The sequence below is a fragment of the Runella sp. R5_40 genome, assembly GCF_057652295.1.
In genome coordinates this window covers 278,217-300,057 of record NZ_JBYFCH010000006.1, presented here as the reverse complement: position 1 = coordinate 300,057, position 21,841 = coordinate 278,217, and the positions used below count along the sequence as shown (strand labels likewise).

Sequence of the window (21,841 nt, the reverse complement as noted above, 5' to 3'; positions counted from 1 at the left end):
GTTTATTTAATCGTTAGTTTTTTCTCTGATAGTTGGCAGTCGGCTTTTAGAAGATCGGCCAAAATGTCTCGTACTTCTTCGGCACTGCCCGAAGGAATAGTTCCCGAGATTTTTTCGTTGGCAAGGGCAGGGTTTTCAAAACTTACTTCAATCCCGAAGTTATCCTCGATGCGCTGGGCGACATCGCTCATTGCCTCGCCATCCAAAATCCAAATGTTTTGTTGCCACGAACTGTACAGCTCAGTTCTCACTTTACGCTGCGTCAAGCTACGCGTATCGGCCCGAAACTCCACCATATCACCAGGTCGTAAGACCGCCGATTGTTGGGCAGCTTTGATTTGAACTTTGCCCGATTGAAGCACCACTTGGGTCGTTTTGCGGCGGTCTGAGACGTTGAACTCCGTCCCGAGCACTTCCACCACGAGGTCGTTGGTATGTACCCGAAACTTCGCATCGGTTGGCGTATGTTTCACATCGAAAAACGCTTCCCCTTGCAACCACACTTCCCGAATGGCCTTGTCTTCTAAATCTTCCGAAAACGACAAGGTGGAGTTGGCATTCAAATTAACCACCGAACCGTCGGGCAACTCAACTTTGCGGGTTTCTCCGTAAGAAGTGGCGTACGAGACTGTGGTAGGTTGCGACGTGTACCAAGCAGCTACCACACCGCCTACTAGCAATACCACAGCGGCGGCTACCCAGCTCAATCGTTTCACAAACGAACGGCGCAAAGGCACGACGGGAGCGTCTTGCGGCGACAATGGCAAGCCAATGGTTTGCTCAAGTCGGGTTTTGAGCGCCTGAACTTTCGCTTCTGGCATGTCAGGCAAACGAACTTCGACTCGTTGTACCAACTGTCGGGCTTCTTCCATCGTCGTTTGGCGTTCAGGATAGGTGTGGAGAAATTCGTTCCAAAATTGGTCAGTTTCTCCCGAAGGATTTCGTACCCAATCTTGGAAAAAGTCATCGGCTGCGAGTTGCACAGCGTCAAAGGAGGCGTATTTTGTTAAGGGTTCAGGCATTCTCTCGGAGGCATTATACCACATAGAGAAACGAAGTGCGAAGATTACCTCTTTCTTTTTTAAAAAAATTTATAAAAAAATTTCAACAGCCCAAAAACAGCCACAAATATCCAATTATCTCGCAGTTGGCCGAGGGCTTTGTAGATAAGATTATAGACCGAATGACGCGTGAGCGACATCATTTCGGCGATTTCGTCGTAGCTTAAATTATCGTAAAAACGAAGAAGAAGCGCTTCTTGCTGACGCTTAGGGAGTTGAGCAATGTGTTTTTCGAGCTGATATTTTTGGAGGGATTCGGTTTCTTGGTTGACAAACCATGTATCGACGGGCTCTATGTAGTCCTCATTTATCTCCTCAAATTCAGAAAGTTGCGTATGTCTCGACTGCCGATTGAGGTACTTGAGCAGTTTGGTTTTTAGGGATTTACACAAATAAAATTGAATGTTGTTTGCCTCAACTTCACTCAACGACGCTCGGTATTTCCAAATATCCTCAAATACATCATGGATGGCGTCCGTTAGTAGTTCTTCATCGTTGCAAAGTCGGCGGCCAAATTTGTACAAGATTTGTATATACCCATCGTATAATTCGCCCAAAGCATAGTTATCACCCGCCCTGAGTCGATTCCAACTTGTCAAATGTGTCTCCTTTTGGTCAGAATTCATACCTGCATAAAATGAAAGCCGAGTTTCTCAAGGCAAAAATAGAATATATAAACAATAGGTTATATAAATTTCTTTTAAATCTTTTAAAATCGTGGAAAAGTACAAAACAACATAAACAAATAAAAACAAAAGAGGCTGTTTGGTGAAACAGCCTCTTTTAAAAGAAAAAACGAACAGTTACTTCAAGCCCAACAAGAAGCCAATGGTAAAGTTGGCATCCCAGTCAAAAACAAAGGTTTTGCAACCCGTGGCATCAGCAACGGCTTTATAAATATTTCCTCCTGCTTTTGATTTGGCTTTGTCGAGTTTGTACGCCTCGGCGGCCTTCAAAACGGTATATCTTTCTTTGCCATTTCGTACCTCTTTGGCCAAATCAAACGGCACACCGCCAATGATAAAGCATATTTCTCGCTTGCTTTTTGGCACTTGCTTCGACATTGCCCCTACTTCTTCATATACCTTGTCGTCGGCTACTCCCTTTTCGTAGTACTTAGCGCCGTACGTTTCAAGGGTTTTGATACCTCCACCTTCTGTCCAGGCGATTTTGGTATTTCCTGAACCAATGTCGGTAAAGAAGCCTTTGTCGTTAAATGAAGCAGGCAAGGCACACTTCAAGCCCAGCGAACCTTCTTGGTCGGGCGTTACGGTGTTGACCATGTACCCCATGTCTTTCAACACTTTGATAATTTTACCCGTTACTTCGGCCTTCAATGCACCCGAACTCACCACAAAGTGAATGTCTTTGCCACTCACACCGTGGTCCATCATGTTACCGATGTAGCGTTTCAGGCCAATGCGGATGTCGTAATCAGAAGCCATGTTTTCGATGACCATGCTGTTACCAAACTCAGCGTGTTCGAGCTTCCAATTTTTGTCTTTGTCGATGTTCACCACAAATGAGTTAAATCCGCTGGCTCCCAATTCGACGACACCTTTGAGCTTCCCATCCACGGGCTCAGGAGCGGTATAAGAAAAAGCCCCAGCCGTCGAAGTAGCCTCTGCCGATGACTCGCTGCTGGCCGAGGAAGACCCTTCGTCCGAGGCCGTCGATTCGGTTGTGGTACTTGCCGACGGGCCACCTTCGGGCGATTTGGTCGTCAGTTCTGTTATGGCTTTTTTAGGATCGGGGCCCAAGAAATAATACCCTGCGCCCAATAACCCCGCGATGAATAAAATCAAAAGGACTTTGCCTGCACCAGTTAAATTCATAGTAGTTGTGGTTAAATTTTACGAAATATACTGCTTTATGCCGTTTTCAATCAAGCTAATTTCACTGGCAACGCCTTCTTTGGCCGTCACGGTAGCCTGAATTTTTTGTTCAATTTCGGCAAACTTGTCCGTAAACTTACTATCTATTCCGTTGAGCGCCGCTAATTTCTCGGTTTGTATTTTTTCCAAATTGGCAATTTTCTGTTTCAAATCCGCCAACTGTTGCTCAATGCCGTTCACTTCGGTATTAAGCTGCTGTTGTTCTTTGGCTTTTTCAGTGGTGAGGGCGTTTTTCTTTTGTTCACCCGCCGCAATTGTCGCTTCAAACGCTTTTTGTAATTCTGTTTTATAGAAGGCCGCCGACTCCAACAAAAACTGTTGATTACAATTAGGATTCAGGAGCTTAGCGCCTTCATAGGCCGTCTTAAAATGCTCTACACTAGGGTTGGTGCTCGTCCGCAATAACATTTGCGAAAACTCATAAAAATCGAAACCAGGCTGATTTTTTTCTTCCAAAATCTTCCGAAAACGGTTTCGTAGGTCTTCCACAAAATCGTTGGAAGCGGGAGCCACAAACACAGGCGCACTCACAGGCGTGCTTTTGGGCGGCGCGGAAGGAGCGGGTGCGGACGCAGGTGCGGCTGGTTTTTCTTCGGTTTTTGGGTCGTCTAGTACCACAAAAACTCCTGCTAAATCGCGGAGCCAACCGCTCATTTTACTTTTTTGGGGTTCGTCTGCCACTGTTGTAAAGGTTTGATGTTTTCAATGATTGTTTCGATGCGAACGCGTATTACCACGAAAGTTATAAAAACCTTCGTATAAGGCTGATAAAGGTAGAAAAGATTTTGTTGAGAGGGTATGGGTAAGTAGAAGAGTGGTTGAAAACGGGGCTGGTTTTAGGATTTTTGAGGATGAAATGTGTACAAAAAAACCGCCACCTTCAAAAGGTGACGGTTGAGCACTACCTGTATGAAAAACCCTACTCTATTTTTAAAACTTTCAATGTACGAACCAATTGCGCTGTGTTTACGCTCAAAAAATACACGCCAGGTGCTAATTTATCCACTGAGATTTCTTCCGTATGTGCATCAGTATCAGCGGTAAATGCTCGGCTTAACACCTGACGTCCCGAAGCATCCATCAACGAAGTCTGTACTACTTGCCCCTTACTGCCCTGGACCTTCAAACGGAGAATGTTAGTGACAGGATTGGGCAGAACGGTGGCGAAAGACCCGTTATCGGTGGATTTTAGACCCTTCCAGGGTGACAAATTAGTTGCCGTGCGACCGTCCGACCCTTGCTCTTTGCCATTTGCCCCTTGCCCACTGCCCTTTGCCTCTTCTCTTGCTGCACCCACACCTACCCCGTCTCGCGATTGGATTCGGAACCAATATTCCTGATAAGCCAAGACATTCCCTTGCGCTTGGCGGGTGGAAGGATAAATACTGCCCCAGCCTTTTTGGTCCCAGTAACGAATACTCAATTTGTATAAACCTTTCGGTAACCCTGAATCATAGGCATTTCCTCCCGCCCCGTTGTCGGCGTAGAAACCATAGGCTGGGTGATTTTGGGCGTATAGCTCCGTCCAGCCTTCACGATTGGCATACATAAAATAGGGGGCGTTGTTTTCATGAGTATTAAAGGAACGAACCACACCCATTTCGGGGGTTGCCAACATATCAAAAGTCAGCGAGCCGTTTGTTCCCAAGGCACAGGCATCGGCATTGATTGTCCAGAAACGAGGAGCTATTTTATTGGGATTTTCCACAAAAAAGAGCGTTGGGTTTTGCTGCGTGCTTTGTTCTAACGTAGGACCACCGTCGCGCGTAATGAATTGGCTAGACCACGCTGCTCGGTCGTTGATTTTTACCGACGACCTTGATTCGCCAATGTTAATCAACGTAACCACGAAGGCATTCCAATAGACCTCTTTACGGTTACTTTCTTGGCTTTGGCAGCCGCCGTCAAAAAGGCATTTGGCCCAGTAGGTCTGTTTGGTTACGTTGCTAAATGCCACTTCAAAACTTGTCGCGGTGATACCCGTATTCCAGTACGTTCGACTTCCTGCGGGGCAGTTGGCTGAGACAACAACGGTCGTTCCTGTACATACAATTTCTTGCGAAACAGTCACGACGGGCGCTTGAACAGTCGTTTGCAGCGTAAAAGTCACGACTTGGCTTTTTTCGCTTACGCAACCCGTTTCCGTCTGACAACGAGCGTAGTAAGAAGTCGTTTCGGCAGGAATAGTGGAAGGAAGATTAGGCAAAGCCACGTTGGTAGTGGCATTGTACCAAACCGTTTTTAGGGAACTGCAAGATGATTGGCCGCTAAAACTTGCGGTTGGGTTGCAACTGGTTTCGGGAAAAAGGGACACTTGAGGAGCCGCGGGAATTGGAACTAATTTTAACCGCATCACTCTAGACTCACTTTCTACACAAGACGAAATACCATTGGCCTCACGACAGCGCACACGGTAGTTGTGGTACTGATTGTCTGCCAGTCCTATGGGTACTCCAGTGGTATATTCACCGCCGTCAACGGAGTAAACAATGATTTCTCCCGCCCCGCAAGTCGCTGTAAACGAGAGAGGAGTTGTTGATAAAGCACAAACTTCTTTGGTTTCGCCGACTGACACCACTACGCCATCAGCTGTCAGTGATACATTTTGGGGAACAGAAGCCCGATAGTTGATAGTTACTTCAATTACTCCCGAATAAGTGGCGGGACAATTGGCGTCGCAGGCTGCTTGGTAACGGTGGAGTTGGTTATTGGAGGATTGGGAAATTGGTGGACTGGTGGTCCAATTACTCCATGCACCACTGCCTACCTGCACTCGCCAAACGGGAGAAACCGAAACGCACGAACCCGAAATACTAAACTGTAAACTATTGACAGGATTAGCGTCTGTGTCGCAGAATACCTGGTTATTGCCTTCGTTTAGTACTTGGCTTTGAACTTGTAACGCAATGGAGGGTTTTGTTTGGATAGTAATTGTCGCCACTCCCACCAATGGTTGCGAACACCCATTCCCATCGCTTACAGAGACCAGCGTCAAGGTTTGATTCACCGTAGCGCTCGGGACACTGACTGTTGCTGTTCCGCCCGTCAACGTAATCGTTTGATTACTGCCACCGTTTATTGTGTAAGTCACCGTCGCGCCGCTGGTGCCGCTCAGGGTAAATGTGGCGGTACTATTGGCACAAATGGGGCTGTTGTTTGATGAAATGGAAACCGTAGGTAAACTATTGACCGTCACCGTTGAAGTTCCCGTCAGGTTTTGGCTGCAACTTCCGTCGCTTACGGAAACCAAAGTTAAGGTCTGATTCGCCGTCGCGCTTGGTACGCTGACCGTTGCTGTTCCGCCCGTTAGTACGACTGTTTGATTGCTGCCGCCGTTTATTGTGTAAGTGACCGTCGCGCCGCTGCTGCCGCTCAAGGTAAAGGTAGCCGTGCTATTGGCACAAACGGGACTGTTGTTTGATGAAATAGAGGCGGTTGGTAAATTGTTGACCGTCACCGTGGAAGCTCCCGTTAGATTTTGACTGCAACTTCCATCAGTTACTGAGACCAATGTCAAGGTTTGATTCGCCGTCGCGCTCGGGACACTGACCGTTGCTGTTCCACCCGTTAATACCGTTGTTTGGTTGCTGCCACCGTTTATTGTGTAAGTCATCGTCGCGCCGCTGGTGCCGCTCAGAGTAAAGGTAGCGGGGCTGTTGGAACAAATGGGACTGTTGTTTGCTGTAATGGAAGCCGTGGGTAAACTATTGACCGTCACCGTCAAAGTCCCTGTGAGGTTTTGGCTACAACTTCCATCAGTTACTGAGACCAGCGTCAAGGTTTGATTCGCCGTCGCACTTGGTACGCTGACCGTTGCCGTTCCACCTGTCAAAATCGTGGTTTGGTTGCTGCCACCGTTTATCGTGTAAGTCACCGTCGCGCCGCTGGTACCGCTCAAAGTAAAGGTGGCAGTGTTGTTGGAACAAACGGGACTGTTATTTGCTGAAATGGAGGCCGTGGGTAAATTGTTGACCGTCACCGTCGAAGTCCCCGTCAGGTTTTGGCTACAACTTCCATCAGTTACCGAGACCAATGTCAAGGTTTGATTCGCCGTCGCACTCGGTACGCTGACCGTTGCCGTTCCACCTGTCAAAGTGGTCGCTTGGTTGCTGCCGCCGTTTATTGTGTAAATCACCGTCGCGCCGCTGGTACCGCTCAAAGTAAAGGTGGCGGTACTATTGGCACAAACGGGACTGTTGTTTGCTGTGATGGAGGCGGTTGGGGAATTGTTGACCGTCACCGTCGAAGTTCCCGTCAAGTTTTGGCTACAACTGCCGTCGCTTACCGAGACTAATGTCAAGGTTTGATTCGCCGTCGCGCTTGGGACGCTGACCGTTGCCGTTCCGCCTGTCAAAGTCGTGGTTTGGTTGCTACCGCCATTTATTGTGTAAGTCACTGTCGCGCCGCTGGTGCCGCTCAGGGTAAATGTGGCGGTGCTGTTGGAACAAACGGGACTGTTGTTTCCTGAAATGGAGGCGGTTGGGGAATTATTGACCGTCACCGTCGAAGTTCCCGTCAAGTTTTGACTGCAACTGCCGTCGCTTACGGAGACTAACGTCAAAGTTTGATTCGCCGTCGCACTCGGTACGCTGACCGTTGCCGTTCCACCTGTCAAAGTGGTCGTTTGGTTGCTGCCACCGTTTATTGTGTAAGTCACCGTCGCGCCGCTGGTGCCGCCTAAGGTAAAGGTGGCGGTACTATTGGCACAAATGGGACTGTTGTTTCCTGAAATGGAGGCGGTTGGGGAATTGTTGACCGTCACCGTCGAAGTTCCTGTGAGGTTTTGGCTGCAACTTCCGTCGCTTACGGAAACCAAAGTTAAGGTTTGATTCGCCGTCGCACTCGGTACGCTGACCGTTGCCGTTCCACCTGTCAAAGTGGTCGCTTGGTTGCTACCGCCATTTATTGTATACGTGACGGTCGCGCCGCTGGTGCCGCTCAGGGTAAAGGTAGCGGTGCTGTTGGCACAAATGGGACTGTTGTTTGCTGTAATGGAAGCCGTGGGTAAACTATTGACCGTCACCGTTGAAGTTCCCGTCAGGTTTTGACTGCAACTTCCGTCGCTTACGGAGACCAGCGTCAAGGTTTGATTCGCTGTAGCGCTCGGGACACTGACCGTTGCTGTTCCTCCTGTCAATGTGGTGGTTTGGTTGCTGCCACCGTTTATTGTGTACGTAACAGTCGCGCCGCTGGTGCCGCTCAAAGTAAAGGTGGCCGTACTGTTGGCACAAATGGGACTATTGTTGCCTGAAATGGAAGCGGTTAGTAAATTGTTGACCGTCACCGTTGAAGTTCCCGTCAAGTTTTGGCTGCAACTTCCGTCGCTTACGGAAACCAAAGTTAAGGTTTGATTCGCCGTCGCACTCGGTACGCTGACCGTTGCCGTTCCACCTGTCAAAGTGGTCGCTTGGTTGCTACCGCCATTTATTGTATACGTGACGGTCGCGCCGCTGGTGCCGCTCAGGGTAAAGGTAGCGGTGCTGTTGGCACAAATGGGACTGTTGTTTGCTGTAATGGAAGCCGTGGGTAAACTATTGACCGTCACCGTTGAAGTTCCCGTCAGGTTTTGACTGCAACTTCCGTCGCTTACGGAGACCAGCGTCAAGGTTTGATTCGCTGTAGCGCTCGGGACACTGACCGTTGCTGTTCCTCCTGTCAATGTGGTGGTTTGGTTGCTGCCACCGTTTATTGTGTACGTAACAGTCGCGCCGCTGGTGCCGCTCAAAGTAAAGGTGGCCGTACTGTTGGCACAAATGGGACTATTGTTGCCTGAAATGGAAGCGGTTAGTAAATTGTTGACCGTCACCGTTGAAGTTCCTGTCAGGTTTTGGCTGCAACTTCCGTCGCTTACGGAGACCAATGTCAAGGTTTGATTCGCCGTCGCGCTTGGTACGCTGACCGTTGCTGTTCCGCCCGTTAGTACGACTGTTTGATTGCTGCCGCCGTTTATTTTGTATGTAACAGTCGCGCCGCTACTACCGTTCAAAGTAAAGGTGGCAGTGTTATTGGAACAAACGGGGCTATTGTTTGATGAAATGGAAGCCGTGGGTAAACTATTGACCGTTACCGTTGAAGTTCCCGTCAGGTTTTGACTGCAACTTCCGTCGCTTACGGAGACCAATGTTAAGGTTTGATTCGCCGTCACGCTCGGGACACTGACCGTTGCTGTTCCACCCGTCAACGTAGTGGTTTGGTTGGTGCCTCCATTTATTTTGTAAGTGACAACCGCTCCGCTGGTTCCACTCAAAGTAAAGGTGGCGGTACTATTGGCACAAATGGGACTGTTGTTTCCTGAAATGGAGGCCGTAGGGGGCGAAACTGTAAAAGTACCGCTTGGCCCCGCCGCCGCCGCACTATTGCCGACTCCATCGGTAGCCGTATTCGCGTTTATACTAAACCCTATTGTTCCTGCCCCTGTAATTCCACTCAAAGTTACGGTTCGAGTTGTTGTTCCTGCCCCTGAAACCCCTACGGTGGCAGTAGCCGAGCCCGTGGTAGTAAGTGTGATGTTGGAGGCTGCTAAAGTAACGCTGGAGGCTCCCGTATAAGTAACGGTATAATTAACTGAACCACAAGCGACGGTCGTTGAACTTGGCGCACCAATACTTACCGTTGGAGGTGACTTGTCAATGGTATAAACCTCTCCTGAAGTGTAAGGAACCGTGACCGTTGGGTTTACCCCCGTTGCATTTACCATGTCCAATCGAATCGTACCGTCGCCCGTACCTGTATTGACAGGCACCGTCCAGGTGGTACCTGAACCAGAAGGTGTTCCTACACTCGCCCCTGTAACACTTCCCGTTGTGGTGAGCGAAAAGTTGCTGGCTGACACCCCTGTGACACTTCCTGAAAAAGTGACGGTATAATTCACGACACTCGAATTGGAAGGACTAGCAGATGCACGCACAATGGACGAGACGGTGGCCCCACCACCACCTGCGACCGATACCAACGTGGCATGAATATAGAACATTGGGGGGGCTGGATTGATTGTAGTACCACATCCGTTTCTGTGGATTGAGAAGGAGTACTTCCCCGATACAGTAGGTGTATAGTTGATTTGTGGGTTATTATTGCAGGTGTTGTCATTCCACGCTACTACTACATCGGACGGGTTTCGGATTGTCAAGTACGTATCCTCTCCCACGTTTTCACAACCGTCAAATCGGTAACTATTCCCCGCAGTGAGGTTGACCTCCACATATTCCCCTGGCCACATGCTATTGACTAACTCTGCCCGCGTTCCCACGGTTAGGCCATCGGGAGTAGTAAAATTGGTACTAACAAACGCTTGTGTTCCTTTGGGACATTGGGCATGGCTTTGCAATAGCCCTAGAAGCATAAAGAACACCCCCAGTACATAGTTTTTCATAGACGAAGCAAGTAAGGTTTTGAAAACAATCGTGCCAAACGACGCTGTGGCAACTACGAAAATAGATGCCTGATTTGAGTCGAATCGGGTAGATGTATAAGCGCCTCTTACTGCCCAGTAAGTGCTAATAAAAAACCAACAACTGTTTGGGTTTTATTGTAAAAATCGGCTCATCGCATTGAGTAGCGCATCTTTTCGGCGAACAGCAACGGGAACTGTTGCGCCCCCAAGCATGATGAGTTGTCCACCGTCTGTTTTATCAAATTTTTTAATTTGATTGAGGTTCACAATGTACGAATGGTGCGAACGGATAAAGTGCGCGCTTTCAAGTAGTTTTTCGTATTCGCCAAGGTTTTTTGAGACTAAAATTTCTTGGTCGTCGATGAGTTTAAATGCCGTGTAACTTCCTTCGGCTCGGCAATAAACAATGTCTGAGAGGGTAACCACATAAATGGTGTCGGCATCACGCAGCACCATTTTACGGTTTTGGTGGGTGAGTTTTTCTAGGTTTTCGCGTAAAATTTCAAGTTGAAGGTGCGTTTGACTAAATTGGAGTTGTTGTTTGGCGCGGTGGATGGCCGCTTGGAGGTCGTCGGCATCAATCGGTTTGAGTAAATAATCCAAGGCTGATAGTCGAAAAGCATCTACCGCAAATTCGTTGTGAGCCGATACCAGCACCACTTGAAAAGAGCGAGCAGGCATTGCTTTGAGCAAATCAAGGCCCGTTCCGTCGCCTAGCATTACATCCAAAAAAACAATATCGACGGCATGCGTGCGCAGCCACTCTTGTGCCTCATTCAAGGAGCCTGCTTCCCCTACAATTTGTATTTCTGGGAAAAACTGTTCAATTAATTGCCGCAATCCGCGACGGTGTACTTCTTCGTCGTCAATCAAAAAACAGTTCATACTTCAATCAGGGGTAAGAGAAACCGCACTTGGGTGCCCATTACTTGTTCGTGTTCGAGAATATCTTCTACGGTAAAATCTATTTTGCCCCGTACTTGTTTGTTCAAAATCGCGATGCGTTCTTTCGTAATTTGGGTGGCCAACGACTGCTTTTCGGCCTCTGGTATAAGCGTTGCCGCTTTCTGTCGTCCTATGCCATTGTCTTTAATAATCAACCGAATACCTGCGCCATGTTTTTGAAAAACTACCTCAATTTTGCCTTTTTGGGTCAACGTACGAATGCCGTGTTCGAGGGCATTTTCCAAAAAAGGCTGGGCAAGCATGGGAGGAACGCCCCACTCTTCCGCCAACACGCCCTCTTCTAGCCTTATTTCATAATCAAACTGATTCCCAAATCTAATTTTTTGAATTTCGAGGTAGTTTTGCGTCATGGATACTTCTTCCGCAATCGCAATAAACTCTACTCGGCTAGTTTCCAGCACGGAACGCATCAATTTAGCAAATTTCGATAAATAAGAAACCGCTTGCATGGGTTCTTTCTTTTCTAACAAATACGTCTGAATGGAAGACAATACATTGAAGAAAAAGTGAGGATTGATTTGGGTTCGTAACAGTTTTTGATTGATATCTAGTACTTGATTTTGTTTCTTGAGAATTTGATGGCGGGCATAAAAAGCTGTAAGCAACACCACTCCAAACAAAATAACCCCCGACAGCGCAAACCACAGGTTGCGCTCTTGTAGCTCCAACGTTTGAATTTGATTTTGACGGTTCAATTCTCTGATTTCGTATTCTTTACGCTCAGTTTCGTACTTTACCTGAAGTTCGTGGATTTTCGATAAGCTCTTTTCGTTCAAAATACTGTCTTGCATTTTGGCTTTTTGCCGCTGATAAACCAGCGCCTTCGCAAAATCGTTTTGTTTTTCGTAGCTTTTGGTAAGGGTGTTGTACAATTTGCTCAGTACCTCTCGGTCGTTGAGTTCTTCGGCCAAGACAATGGCTTCTTGGGCGGTTTTTTGTGCCTCAGGAATGCGGTCCAACTGTAAATAAATACGGGCTAGATTCGACATGGCGTTGAGCCGTGGCCTTTTTGCTTTAAGCTTATCGGCATATTCAATGCTTTGAAGAAAGTATGCCTCCGCTTCTTTGTATTTATTCCGCACCGATTCGATACTGCCAAGGTTATTTAGGCGGTTGGAGGCACCCAAATAATCTTTCATTTGATAGGCAATATCAAGGGCACGTTTGTTCATTTTGAGGGCTTCGTCGTACTGGTTGGTTAACGTGTAGTACGTCCCTAAGTTGCTCAAACACACCGCTATGTAAGGAGTTCGATTGAGTTTTTCGGCGTACATTAACGCTTCTCGGTAGTAAAACTCACATTTGTCCAATTGCTTCGTTTTACTGTAAATATTGCCGTACCCTTGCGCGGCCAAGTAGTGGAGTTCGTCCGATTGGCTTTCACGCGCTACTTTTTCCACTTCGTGAATGGCTTCGAGCGACTTTTCGTAATCGTTTTCCGCGGCGTAGCTGATGGAAATGTTATTGTACATCGCGGCCCGAAACCGCGCATAGCGCTTGGGCTCGCGGGTTTTGTTGTATAACTCGTTGTATTTTAGGGCTTCAAAATAATAAGCGCGCTCCTTGGCAGGTTTGCCATGATACGATTGATAAATGCCTAAGGCGTGGTTGGCTTTCAGTAGCCCTTTGGCATCATTCGTTTTGGTAAAATACTGAAGACTACGCGTTTGCAATCTCAGCGAACTATCAGGAAGTGTACGTACAACGGAGGCGGCCAAGTAATGTTCTAGCCACGCTTTTGTTTCATCTTCAGTGATGGTAGGTAGCAATGGAACGCCCCATTGAATGTATTTACGAACCGAATCGCTCTGATTCATGGCGCTAAATACATCACACAACTGCACCAACGCCTCACCTCGGGCATTGGGGTTGAAGTTGGCATAAAACTTTTGAAGTAACGCCTTGGGTTCTTCGACGGTTTGCCCCCATAGAGTAGCATGGGAAACACTTAAAATAACGAGTAGGGTGATTTTCCGAAAAAGCATAAGTTTTATACCGTTGATGTTGAATTTTACCTTTTCAGGAAGAAACCCACAGACGATAAAAGTAAGATGTTAAAACCAAGAAGTCAAACTAATTTTTCAACGTAGTAATGGCATCCATTTTTCAAATTAACGCTAGTAGCGGCCGTTAAACTCCCATTTTTTTATAACTGTCGTTATTTAATACACAACTGTTTGTTTTTTGGGAACAACTGTTGCAAAACAACCCTTCAAAAATCCAAAAATGTTGACTATTAAACCATTGCGAATAAGCGTCAGGTTTTTAATCCATCAAGAGGCAATGTAGATTTAGACCATCAACCTGATTTATAATCGTCCTAAATCTAGTTTTTTCCATGTTTTTACGCTCCCTTATCCCTGTTTGTTGGATACTGTTTATAATAGGATGCCAGTCGTCCGAAACGACCCGCTCATCGCCCTCCTCCCTTTTCTCGCTTTTATCTCCCCAAGAAAGCGGGCTCTATTTTATCAACGAAGTGAACGAGAACGAAAAAATCAATATTCTCACCTATGAGTACCTGTACAACGGTGGCGGTGTAGCGATTGGAGACATTAACAATGACGGGCTACCAGATGTATTTATGACGGGAAACCTCTTTGGCGGAAGGCTATTCCTGAATAAAGGAAACATGAAGTTTGAACAAATTTCGGAGAAAGCCAACGTCTTCTATGGGGGATTTACGACGGGAGTGACCATGGTTGACATCAATCAAGATGGTTGGCTCGACATCTATTTGTGTCGCTCGTTAGACCTGAATCCCGAGAATAGGGCCAACTTACTACTCATCAACAATCACGACAATACCTTTACCGAACGAGCCAAAGAATACGGATTGGCTGACACGGGTTATTCCAATCATGCCAATTTTTTTGACTATGACCGAGACGGCGATTTGGATTTGTTTTTGCTCAATCACCGCGTCGATTTTGAATCGGCTTTGACGCTTTACACCACTACTAATGCGTCGGGAAAGAAAACGTTGGTGACTCCCCAAACTAATCCTGCAACCCATAGCAAGCTCTACCGAAACAACGGAAACGGCTCATTTACTGATGTATCAGAAAAAGCAGGGCTTGCTAAAAGTACGTTTGGATTGAGTTGTTCGGTGGCCGATATGAACCGCGACGGCTGGCCTGATATTTACGTGGCCAACGACTACGGCGACAAGGATTTCTTCTATATCAACAACCAAAAAGGCGGTTTTTCGGACGAACTCAACCGTATGTTTAGGCACATTAGCAAAAATGCCATGGGAAACGACATCGCCGATTTTAACAACGACGGTCTGCTGGACTTAATTAATCTCGATATGGTAGCCGAAGACAATTACCGCCAAAAGCAACTCAAAGGCAACAGCCCTTACGATAAATATTTCTTAGCCGTGGGGCTAGGACTGCACCACCAAGTAGTACGCAATACACTTCAACTCAACAATGGCCTCAACGCAGAAGGCCTCCCTGTATTCAGTGAAATAGCCCAACTGGCGGGGGTATCGCATACCGATTGGAGTTGGTCGCCGCTTTTTGCCGATTTTGACAACGACGGCTGGAAAGACCTTTTCGTAACCAACGGCTACGCGCGTGATGTCACTGATCTGGACTATTTTCGGTACCGTTCGGTGGAAGCCCTGCAAAAAGCGGGAAACGCAAAAAATATCAACCCGTTGGAGTTATTGAAATCAATGACGAGTACGCCCTTAACCAATTATGTATTTCGCAACACCCATGATTTGCGTTTTGAAAATAAGTCAGCGGAGTGGGGAATCAACCTTCCCTCGTTTTCCAATGGCGCCGCTTATGCCGACTTGGATGCCGACGGAGACTTAGATTTAGTGGTAAATAATTACAACAGTGAGGCTTTTTTATACCAAAATAACAGCCGTTCGCACAACGCAAATCACTATTTACAAGTAAAATTGCAAGGTACACCGCTGAATCCAACGGGGATTGGCGCTCAAGTAACGTTAGTCACCGATGCAGGCCAACAAACCCAAGTGGTAGCATCAACTCGCGGATTTCTGTCTTCCACGAGTACATCCCTTCATTTTGGTTTAGGAACAACGAAGGCAATCAAAGAACTGAACGTTACGTGGCCTGATGGAACCGTACAACGCATGTCAAAACCGCCCGTGGATCAATTGGTAGTCCTAGCACAAAAAGATGCTCAACCCGCCACCTCTCGCAGTTTTTCTCCAAAATTCATTTTTAAGAAAGCATCTTTAACGCAGCTTGACACCTATACGCAGCTCGAAAACAACTACATCGATTTTAAGGATGAGCCCTTGCTGGAACATCTTTATTCCAATAAAGGCCCCTACACAGCCCAGGCCGATGTCAATCAAGATGGGCTGGAAGATCTCTTCATTGGAGGAGCGGCAGGGCAATCGGGCACGCTTTTTCTGCAACAACAAAAGGGTGGTTTTAAAAAATCGGTACAGCCTGCGTTTGAAAAAGATGCGGAATATGAAGACGCGGGAGCACTCTTTTTTGACGCTGATGGCGATAAAGACCTGGATTTATGGGTCAACAGTGGGGGCTACCAACACGAACATTCTTCGCCACTTTACCGCCACCGCCTTTATCTCAACGATGGAAAAGGACAGTTCGTGCTCGTTCCACAGCCGTTTGCTTCCAATGCTACTTGTGTGAAGGCACAAGATTTGGATTTAGACGGCGATCAAGACCTCTTCATTGGCGGGGGAGTTACGCCTCATTCGTATCCATTGTGTGAAAAAAGTTTGCTACTTCTCAATGACCAAGGGCGTTTTCGAGACGCTTCTCATTTGCTGCCCAATGGTGGTAAGTTAGGCATTGTCAACGATGCGCTTTGGACGGATATAGACAACGACCGTTTTCCTGATTTAGTGGTTGTAGGCGAATGGATGCCCATTACCATGCTCAAAAATTCGTCGCGTCAATTTCTAGATATTACTTCCAAAGCGCAGTTGACTCAATCGAATGGTTGGTGGAATTGCATCGAAGGAGCTGATTTTGACCAAGATGGCGACGTTGACTTTGTGGTCGGAAATCGAGGGGAAAATTCATTTTTCAAAGCAACCCCCGCGCAGCCTGCGCGTTTGTACGCGGGAGATTATGACCAAAATGGGCGTTTGGATGCCATTCCGTGTTACTATTTTAAAGATGGGCGCGCGTATCCTAAACACAGCTTGGATGAGCTGGCAAACCAACTTCCCTTGATTAAAAAGAAAATGACTCGGTACGCCACCTATTCCAATGCAAGCATTGAGCAAGTAATTGGCACCAAAGAAACCAATGCTACTGAAGTACGACTCACCCATACTTTTTCCAGTTCTTACCTCCAAAACAATGGAAACCTGACGTTTCGCCTCACTCCTCTGCCCGTTGAAGCGCAGTTTTCGACAGTTCAAAGCCTATTGGTGGGAGACTTCAATGCCGACAAACGCGCCGATGTGCTGCTTTGCGGAAATGAGTACGGAAGCGACATTGATTCGGGGCGGCAAGATGCGTCTTCTGGGATACTTTTATTGGGTAACGGAAAAGGACACTTTACGCCCGTTCCTGCCTATCGTTCTGGGCTGTATCTTGAAGGAGATTACAGAAGGGTTATTAGGTTGAAAGTAGTAGAAAACCAGTTTTTTTATTTTTTTCTAAAAAACAACGGACGGGGCGAAATAATGCAGTAAGCTGGCCTATTTTTGCCTCCTCCTAAACCTAGTTATCCCAACCTTTTTATGAGAAAATTTATCTGGTCTTTAACATTTGCGTGTATTGCTCTGGTCGCACATAGCCAATCGGCAAAACCCAACGTCATTATCATCTACGCCGATGACCTCGGTTACGGGGATGTAAGTTGTTACGGTGCAAAAAAAGTCGCTACGCCCAACATCGACCGATTGGCTAAAAAAGGTGTCCGCTTTACCAACGCCCACACCACCGCTGCTACCTGCACTCCTTCGCGCTACTCGTTGCTGACGGGCGAATATGCTTGGCGAAAGCCTGGAACGGGTGTGGCCACTGGCGATGCCGCCGCCTTGATTTTACCAGGGCGCAGCACCTTGCCGTTGGTATTCCAACAAGCAGGCTACCAAACGGGAGTTGTTGGAAAATGGCATTTGGGCTTAGGGCCGCAAGGTGGGCCCGATTGGAATGGCGAAGTTAAACCAAGCCCGCTGGACATTGGCTTCCACGAGTCATTTATTATGGCCGCTACGGGCGACCGCGTGCCCTGTGTGTATGTCGATAATCGCCGCGTGGTTAACCTCGACCCCAACGACCCCATCAAGGTGAGTTTTAAAGAACCTATCGGAAACGAACCGACAGGCCGCGCCCATCCCGAATTGCTCAAAATGAAGCATTCGCACGGGCATGATTTTACCATCATCAACGGAATTGGACGCATTGGCTACATGACGGGAGGGAAAAGTGCCCGTTGGAAAGACGAAGATATGGCTGATATTTTTACCCAAAAAGCCGTTTCGTTCATCGAAAACCACGCCAAACAGCCCTTTTTCTTGTATTTCGCTACTCAAGACATCCACGTGCCACGCGTACCTCACGAACGGTTTGCGGGGAAAAGTGGCATGGGGCCACGCGGTGACGTGATTCTACAACTGGACTGGGCAGTAGGCAAGGTGCTCGAAACGCTCGACCGACTGGGACTCTCCCAAAATACGATGATTGTATTTTCGAGCGACAATGGCCCTGTGGTGGACGATGGCTACCAAGACCAAGCCGTGGAATTGCTCAATGGACATACGCCCGCTGGGCCGCTACGGGGCGGAAAATACAGTGCGTTTGACGCAGGGACGCGCGTGCCGTTTATTGTAAGTTGGCCACAAAAAATCAAGGCGGGGGTTTCGTCGGCTCTGGTGAGTCAAATCGACTTGTTGGCTTCGTTTGCCAGTTTGACAGGGCAAACGTTTGATGCCACCACCGCCCCCGACACGCGCAATTACTTGCCTGCACTGCTGGGCAAAGACAAAAAAGGCCGCGACCACGTGATTGAACACGCAGGAACGTTTTCGGTCATTCAGGGCGATTGGAAGTACATTGCGCCGAGCAAGGGAGCTAAAATGAGCGTTGAAACCAATACCGAATTAGGGAACGATACAAAACCTCAGTTGTATAACCTAAAAGCGGATTTGGGAGAAAAAAATAACCTAGCCGAAACCAACCCTGCAAAGCTGAAAGAGTTGGAGGAATTGCTCAAAAGTGTAAAAGAATTGAATAAATAACCTCTTTCGCCCCGAACTGCGGTTCGGGGCGAAAGAAGACATCGCGTCTCTGACGCAGTTGTTGCTTTTTGATATTTATGAGCAAGATACTACTGCTACATTATTTTCGCACAACTCTCTGACTATTTCCCCCTCCTTTTGTCCACACAAAATAATCTTTTCCGTGCTCTATTATCTTGTATGTCTCTTGGTTGACAAGTAGCGTGCTGTCTGTTTTGTCAAACACCCATTCAAAATTACTTAGGCGACCGTCGGCACTTTGAACAAGACCATCGGGAGAAGCCATTTTTCCCGTTCCATTGGCATCAAAAATGAGCTTACGCTTAATCGTAACGGTAGGTGTGAACGCATTGTTCCACTCCCAACTGCCGATAAAATAATTTGATTCAAGCACTTGATAGCTGAAATTTTCTTTGCAACCAACCAAGGAACCAATGAGTAACATTAGGCTAAAAATGAGGCACTTTTGAGAAGTTTTCATACTTTGAAAAGGTGTGTTTAGTAGTTAAAATCCCTCTTTAAATAGGGTATATTCATAGTAAAGGCTTGTTTAACTTACTTCATTGCAGCTTTAAAGATGGCGTCACGGATTGGGTTGGGATTAAAATAGTCTTTGGTAGCTTGTAAACCCATGTTTTGACGGTTAATCAATATAATCACCGAGAGTTTTTTTTCAGGAACTACCGAAATGCTCGTGCCCGTAAAACCCGTGTGGCCAAACGTACCCGTCGGGCCATTTTTCATAAAAGAATTAATCGGATCCATCATCCAACCAAGGCCGTTCTTGAAGGTATCTTGGGTCAAGAAAAGGGTTACGGTTTTTTCCGAAATAAACGATTTCCCTTTGACATTCCCCTTGTTTTTGAGCATATCCACCAATTTTTGAAGGTCATCCACGGTCGAGAAAAGCCCCGCCGCCCCCGAAATCCCTTCGTTGGCGTACCAGGCATTACCGTCGTTTACTTCACCTTGTAAAACGTACTGTCGCCAGCCGTTCCAGCTTTTCGGATCAAGGTCTTTGACCACAAAACCCAATGACGGGTCTTCCACCATTCGTTTTTCGTAGGGATTTCCCATCGAAGTCGCTGCAATGAGGTTCGCCTTTTTATCAGGCTTAAACGTCGTTTTGGTCATTTTGAGCGGGGCAAAAATGTCCGTTTTAACGTAAACATCCAGCGGTTTACCCGACACCTTTTCGATAATTTCCCCCAAAATCGTAAAGCCCAAATCCGAATAATGACGCCCTTCACCCACGGGATATTTCAATGGTAGTTGTTTGATAAAGGTGTAAGTCGTGGCGCGTTGTTGCGAAAAATAGTACAACGGATACCACTCGTACATTCCCGACGTGTGCGTCAACAAATGACGGAGGGTAATTTTGGCTTTGTCTCCTTCATCTAAGCCTTTGACGTATTTTGATGCGGGGTCGTCCACGTTGAGTTTTCCTTCGTCGTGTAGCTTCATGATGGCCGTGGTTGTCCCAATCACTTTGGTCAACGACGCAATATCAAACAAGTGGTTTACCGTCATCGTTTCGGGATGCTCCGACACTGAGCCATCAAATTCCTTCAATTTTGCGTATCCAAATGCTTTTTTGAGCAATACCTTATTTCCCTTTTTGATAGCTACTACCGCCCCTGGAATCTTATTTTCGGCAATGTATTTCTCCACAACAGCGCTAACCTCATTGTCCAATACTTGGGAGGTATTCTTTTGGGCAAAAACGATTTGAGCGGCGAACAAAAACAGAAAAAAGGCGGGTTTCATTAAATCAGTAATCAAGGTGTTTAAAATAGCGTTTGTTGCACGAAGATACATTGAAGTGTTTGTAAAAACTTATTTTTCTACTAACTTCCTCCACAGCCACCACAACCACCGCATCCTCCGCCACAGCCGCCGCCCCCACCATCGCCGCCACTACTACAACCTGTCCCTCCTTCTCCACCACTGCTATTTTTGGAAGGTTTGCCAAACACCCCTTGAAGGGTTTGATTACTGCCCAAACTGTACGAAGAATCGAGCAACAGAAAGGTAAGTGCGCCTGCGGTAATATACCCTCCCCAATCTTGCGATTGGTAGCCTAGTTTCGCCTCTTCGTCTATCAACGGTAACTGCGCCAGCACAATCCAAACCAACACATAAATAATCAACAGTAATAGCAAAAAAATCACGGGCTTGCCATTCACTATCCCCTGCGCCACGCGCGCCAGTCCAACCATGATTACCCACCATTGAAACAAACCAACCGCCACATCTTTGGCAAGTTCATTTTTTAGAGCCACGGCTTTTTTCGACATTGTTTCTGCAAACGGATACAAAAATGCCCTCAGCAGCCCCGCTGGCAGCACCTTTTTATCTTGGGCTTGCAACGAGTACAGCATCGGCTGCTGCACTTGCGCATCCCACCCAAATTTCCCTTCGTCTTGGTAGCGAATCCATCCCCTTTCGGCAAAATCAGCCACGAGGGCTCGGAACAGGGTTTCCGTATTTTTGAACAAAGCGGCAAAATGGTAGGGGTGTAATTGCCGCGCAGCTTCTCCCATCACCCGTTTTTTGTACTGGATTTTCAGATACGTACCCCACCAAGCCCAAGCCATTAGGAGGGGGAAAGTCAACAAAAAATGAGGCCCCGACAGCATAAACATTCCGAGCGAACACAGCCCAATGACAACGGCTCCAATAGGCCAATACGTGTGACCGTCCCACTGAGGCGTCGCTTGCAAAGTCGGTGTTCGGAAAGGTGAAGTCGGTGCTAAGTGGTCTTCCAGTGCTAGTCCTTTGGGCAAAGGCCAGCAATCGGCAGGAGGCAATTCTTGAAATTCTTTGACGTAAGCAATCAGGGTATCGGCGTACCAGTCACGGTGGCGTTGGTTTTCGGAAGCCCCTCCTTGATTGGGGTAGTGGTGAAGTTGTCGTTGGAGTACTTCTCCGCAGAGTTTTTGCCAGTAGCTTTGCGTGTAAGTCAGGTGTAAATGCCAAACTTCATCAACGACCTCCGAGGGCGATGCTCCTTGGGGCATTGTAAGGCAGAGGTACAAAAACTTTTTATACTCGGCCATCGCCCTTTTGGCAAACTCAGGCGACCATTTTTGTTCTTTGATTAACTTATCAGAAAACTGCACAGCAGCCTCTGGAGCATCGTCTAATTGAAAATCGCTCAATTTTTGCCAGAGCGACGGTTGGGAAAGTGGGGTGTTCATCGGATAAGAGTTCGGTTTATGTTTAGGACCGAAAATTGGGCGTTTTCCTGCCTCAAAGTCAAGGGTAACCGCTAGTGACTCGCTGTGTAAGGGGTAGTTACAGCGGG

The 21,841-nt window shown here is 47.3% G+C and carries 12 protein-coding genes; 2 read left to right on the top strand and 10 right to left on the bottom strand.

Translation table 11 applies throughout. The features are described 5' to 3' along the window. Positions 1-2: 2 nt before the first annotated feature. From AC23N5_RS13995 to AC23N5_RS13965, 7 genes are all read right to left on the bottom strand, one after another. The gene (locus tag AC23N5_RS13995; RefSeq protein ID WP_487756061.1) at positions 3-1,022 is read right to left on the bottom strand and encodes a FecR family protein; all 1,020 of its coding nucleotides are present in this window, start codon (positions 1,020-1,022) and stop codon (positions 3-5) included. 59 nt (positions 1,023-1,081) lie between these two features. Beyond that, the gene (locus AC23N5_RS13990) at positions 1,082-1,687 is read right to left on the bottom strand and encodes an RNA polymerase sigma factor (RefSeq protein WP_487756060.1); all 606 of its coding nucleotides are present in this window, start codon (positions 1,685-1,687) and stop codon (positions 1,082-1,084) included. Between the two features lie 177 nt (positions 1,688-1,864). After that, entirely contained in the window at positions 1,865-2,896 is a 1,032-nt protein-coding gene (locus AC23N5_RS13985) for a hypothetical protein (protein WP_487756059.1), read from the bottom strand. A gap of 18 nt (positions 2,897-2,914) precedes the next feature. Next, on the bottom strand, positions 2,915-3,637 hold the full coding sequence (locus tag AC23N5_RS13980) for a hypothetical protein (RefSeq protein ID WP_164490270.1): 723 nt from the start codon (positions 3,635-3,637) through the stop codon (positions 2,915-2,917). Positions 3,638-3,875: 238 nt separating this feature from the next. Continuing rightward, on the bottom strand, positions 3,876-10,328 hold the full coding sequence (locus AC23N5_RS13975; RefSeq protein WP_487756058.1) for a T9SS type A sorting domain-containing protein: 6,453 nt from the start codon (positions 10,326-10,328) through the stop codon (positions 3,876-3,878). Between the two features lie 153 nt (positions 10,329-10,481). Then, positions 10,482-11,234 (bottom strand): LytR/AlgR family response regulator transcription factor, encoded by a 753-nt coding sequence (locus AC23N5_RS13970; RefSeq protein WP_487756057.1) that lies wholly within the window; start codon positions 11,232-11,234, stop codon positions 10,482-10,484. Further along, entirely contained in the window at positions 11,231-13,300 is a 2,070-nt protein-coding gene (locus AC23N5_RS13965) for a tetratricopeptide repeat-containing sensor histidine kinase (RefSeq protein WP_487756056.1), read from the bottom strand. Before AC23N5_RS13965 ends, AC23N5_RS13970 begins: the two co-directional genes overlap by 4 nt. Positions 13,301-13,653: 353 nt before the next feature. On the opposite strand from AC23N5_RS13965, the gene AC23N5_RS13960 reads away from it, so the two are divergent. Both AC23N5_RS13960 and AC23N5_RS13955 read left to right on the top strand, forming a co-directional pair. Next, the gene (locus AC23N5_RS13960; protein ID WP_487756055.1) at positions 13,654-16,983 is read left to right on the top strand and encodes a VCBS repeat-containing protein; all 3,330 of its coding nucleotides are present in this window, start codon (positions 13,654-13,656) and stop codon (positions 16,981-16,983) included. 48 nt (positions 16,984-17,031) lie between these two features. Further along, entirely contained in the window at positions 17,032-18,534 is a 1,503-nt protein-coding gene (locus AC23N5_RS13955; protein WP_487756054.1) for a sulfatase family protein, read from the top strand. A 100-nt stretch (positions 18,535-18,634) separates the two neighbouring features. On the opposite strand, the gene AC23N5_RS13950 is transcribed toward AC23N5_RS13955, so the two are convergent. The 3 genes from AC23N5_RS13950 to AC23N5_RS13940 all read right to left on the bottom strand — a co-directional run bounded on the left by AC23N5_RS13950 (position 18,635) and on the right by AC23N5_RS13940 (position 21,734). Continuing rightward, positions 18,635-19,015 (bottom strand): hypothetical protein, encoded by a 381-nt coding sequence (locus AC23N5_RS13950; RefSeq protein WP_183971030.1) that lies wholly within the window; start codon positions 19,013-19,015, stop codon positions 18,635-18,637. 74 nt (positions 19,016-19,089) lie between these two features. Further along, on the bottom strand, positions 19,090-20,352 hold the full coding sequence (locus tag AC23N5_RS13945) for a serine hydrolase domain-containing protein (RefSeq protein ID WP_487756053.1): 1,263 nt from the start codon (positions 20,350-20,352) through the stop codon (positions 19,090-19,092). Positions 20,353-20,381: 29 nt separating this feature from the next. Continuing rightward, positions 20,382-21,734 carry a glycine-rich domain-containing protein gene (locus tag AC23N5_RS13940; RefSeq protein ID WP_487756052.1) on the bottom strand — a complete coding sequence of 451 codons (1,353 nt, stop codon included), beginning with the start codon at positions 21,732-21,734 and terminating at the stop codon, positions 20,382-20,384. Positions 21,735-21,841 lie beyond the last annotated feature (107 nt).

Excerpts from the sequence above, each read along its gene's own strand:
- AC23N5_RS13995 (WP_487756061.1), bottom strand. The coding sequence starts at position 1,022 with ATGCCTGAACCCTTAACAAAATACGCCTCCTTTGACGCTGTGCAACTC.
- AC23N5_RS13990 (WP_487756060.1), bottom strand. The coding sequence starts at position 1,687 with ATGAATTCTGACCAAAAGGAGACACATTTGACAAGTTGGAATCGACTC.
- AC23N5_RS13985 (WP_487756059.1), bottom strand. The coding sequence starts at position 2,896 with ATGAATTTAACTGGTGCAGGCAAAGTCCTTTTGATTTTATTCATCGCG.
- AC23N5_RS13975 (WP_487756058.1), bottom strand. The coding sequence starts at position 10,328 with ATGAAAAACTATGTACTGGGGGTGTTCTTTATGCTTCTAGGGCTATTG.
- AC23N5_RS13970 (WP_487756057.1), bottom strand. The coding sequence starts at position 11,234 with ATGAACTGTTTTTTGATTGACGACGAAGAAGTACACCGTCGCGGATTG.
- AC23N5_RS13965 (WP_487756056.1), bottom strand. The coding sequence starts at position 13,300 with ATGCTTTTTCGGAAAATCACCCTACTCGTTATTTTAAGTGTTTCCCAT.
- AC23N5_RS13960 (WP_487756055.1), top strand. The coding sequence starts at position 13,654 with ATGTTTTTACGCTCCCTTATCCCTGTTTGTTGGATACTGTTTATAATA.
- AC23N5_RS13955 (WP_487756054.1), top strand. The coding sequence starts at position 17,032 with ATGAGAAAATTTATCTGGTCTTTAACATTTGCGTGTATTGCTCTGGTC.
- AC23N5_RS13950 (WP_183971030.1), bottom strand. The coding sequence starts at position 19,015 with ATGAAAACTTCTCAAAAGTGCCTCATTTTTAGCCTAATGTTACTCATT.
- AC23N5_RS13945 (WP_487756053.1), bottom strand. The coding sequence starts at position 20,352 with ATGTATCTTCGTGCAACAAACGCTATTTTAAACACCTTGATTACTGAT.
- AC23N5_RS13940 (WP_487756052.1), bottom strand. The coding sequence starts at position 21,734 with ATGAACACCCCACTTTCCCAACCGTCGCTCTGGCAAAAATTGAGCGAT.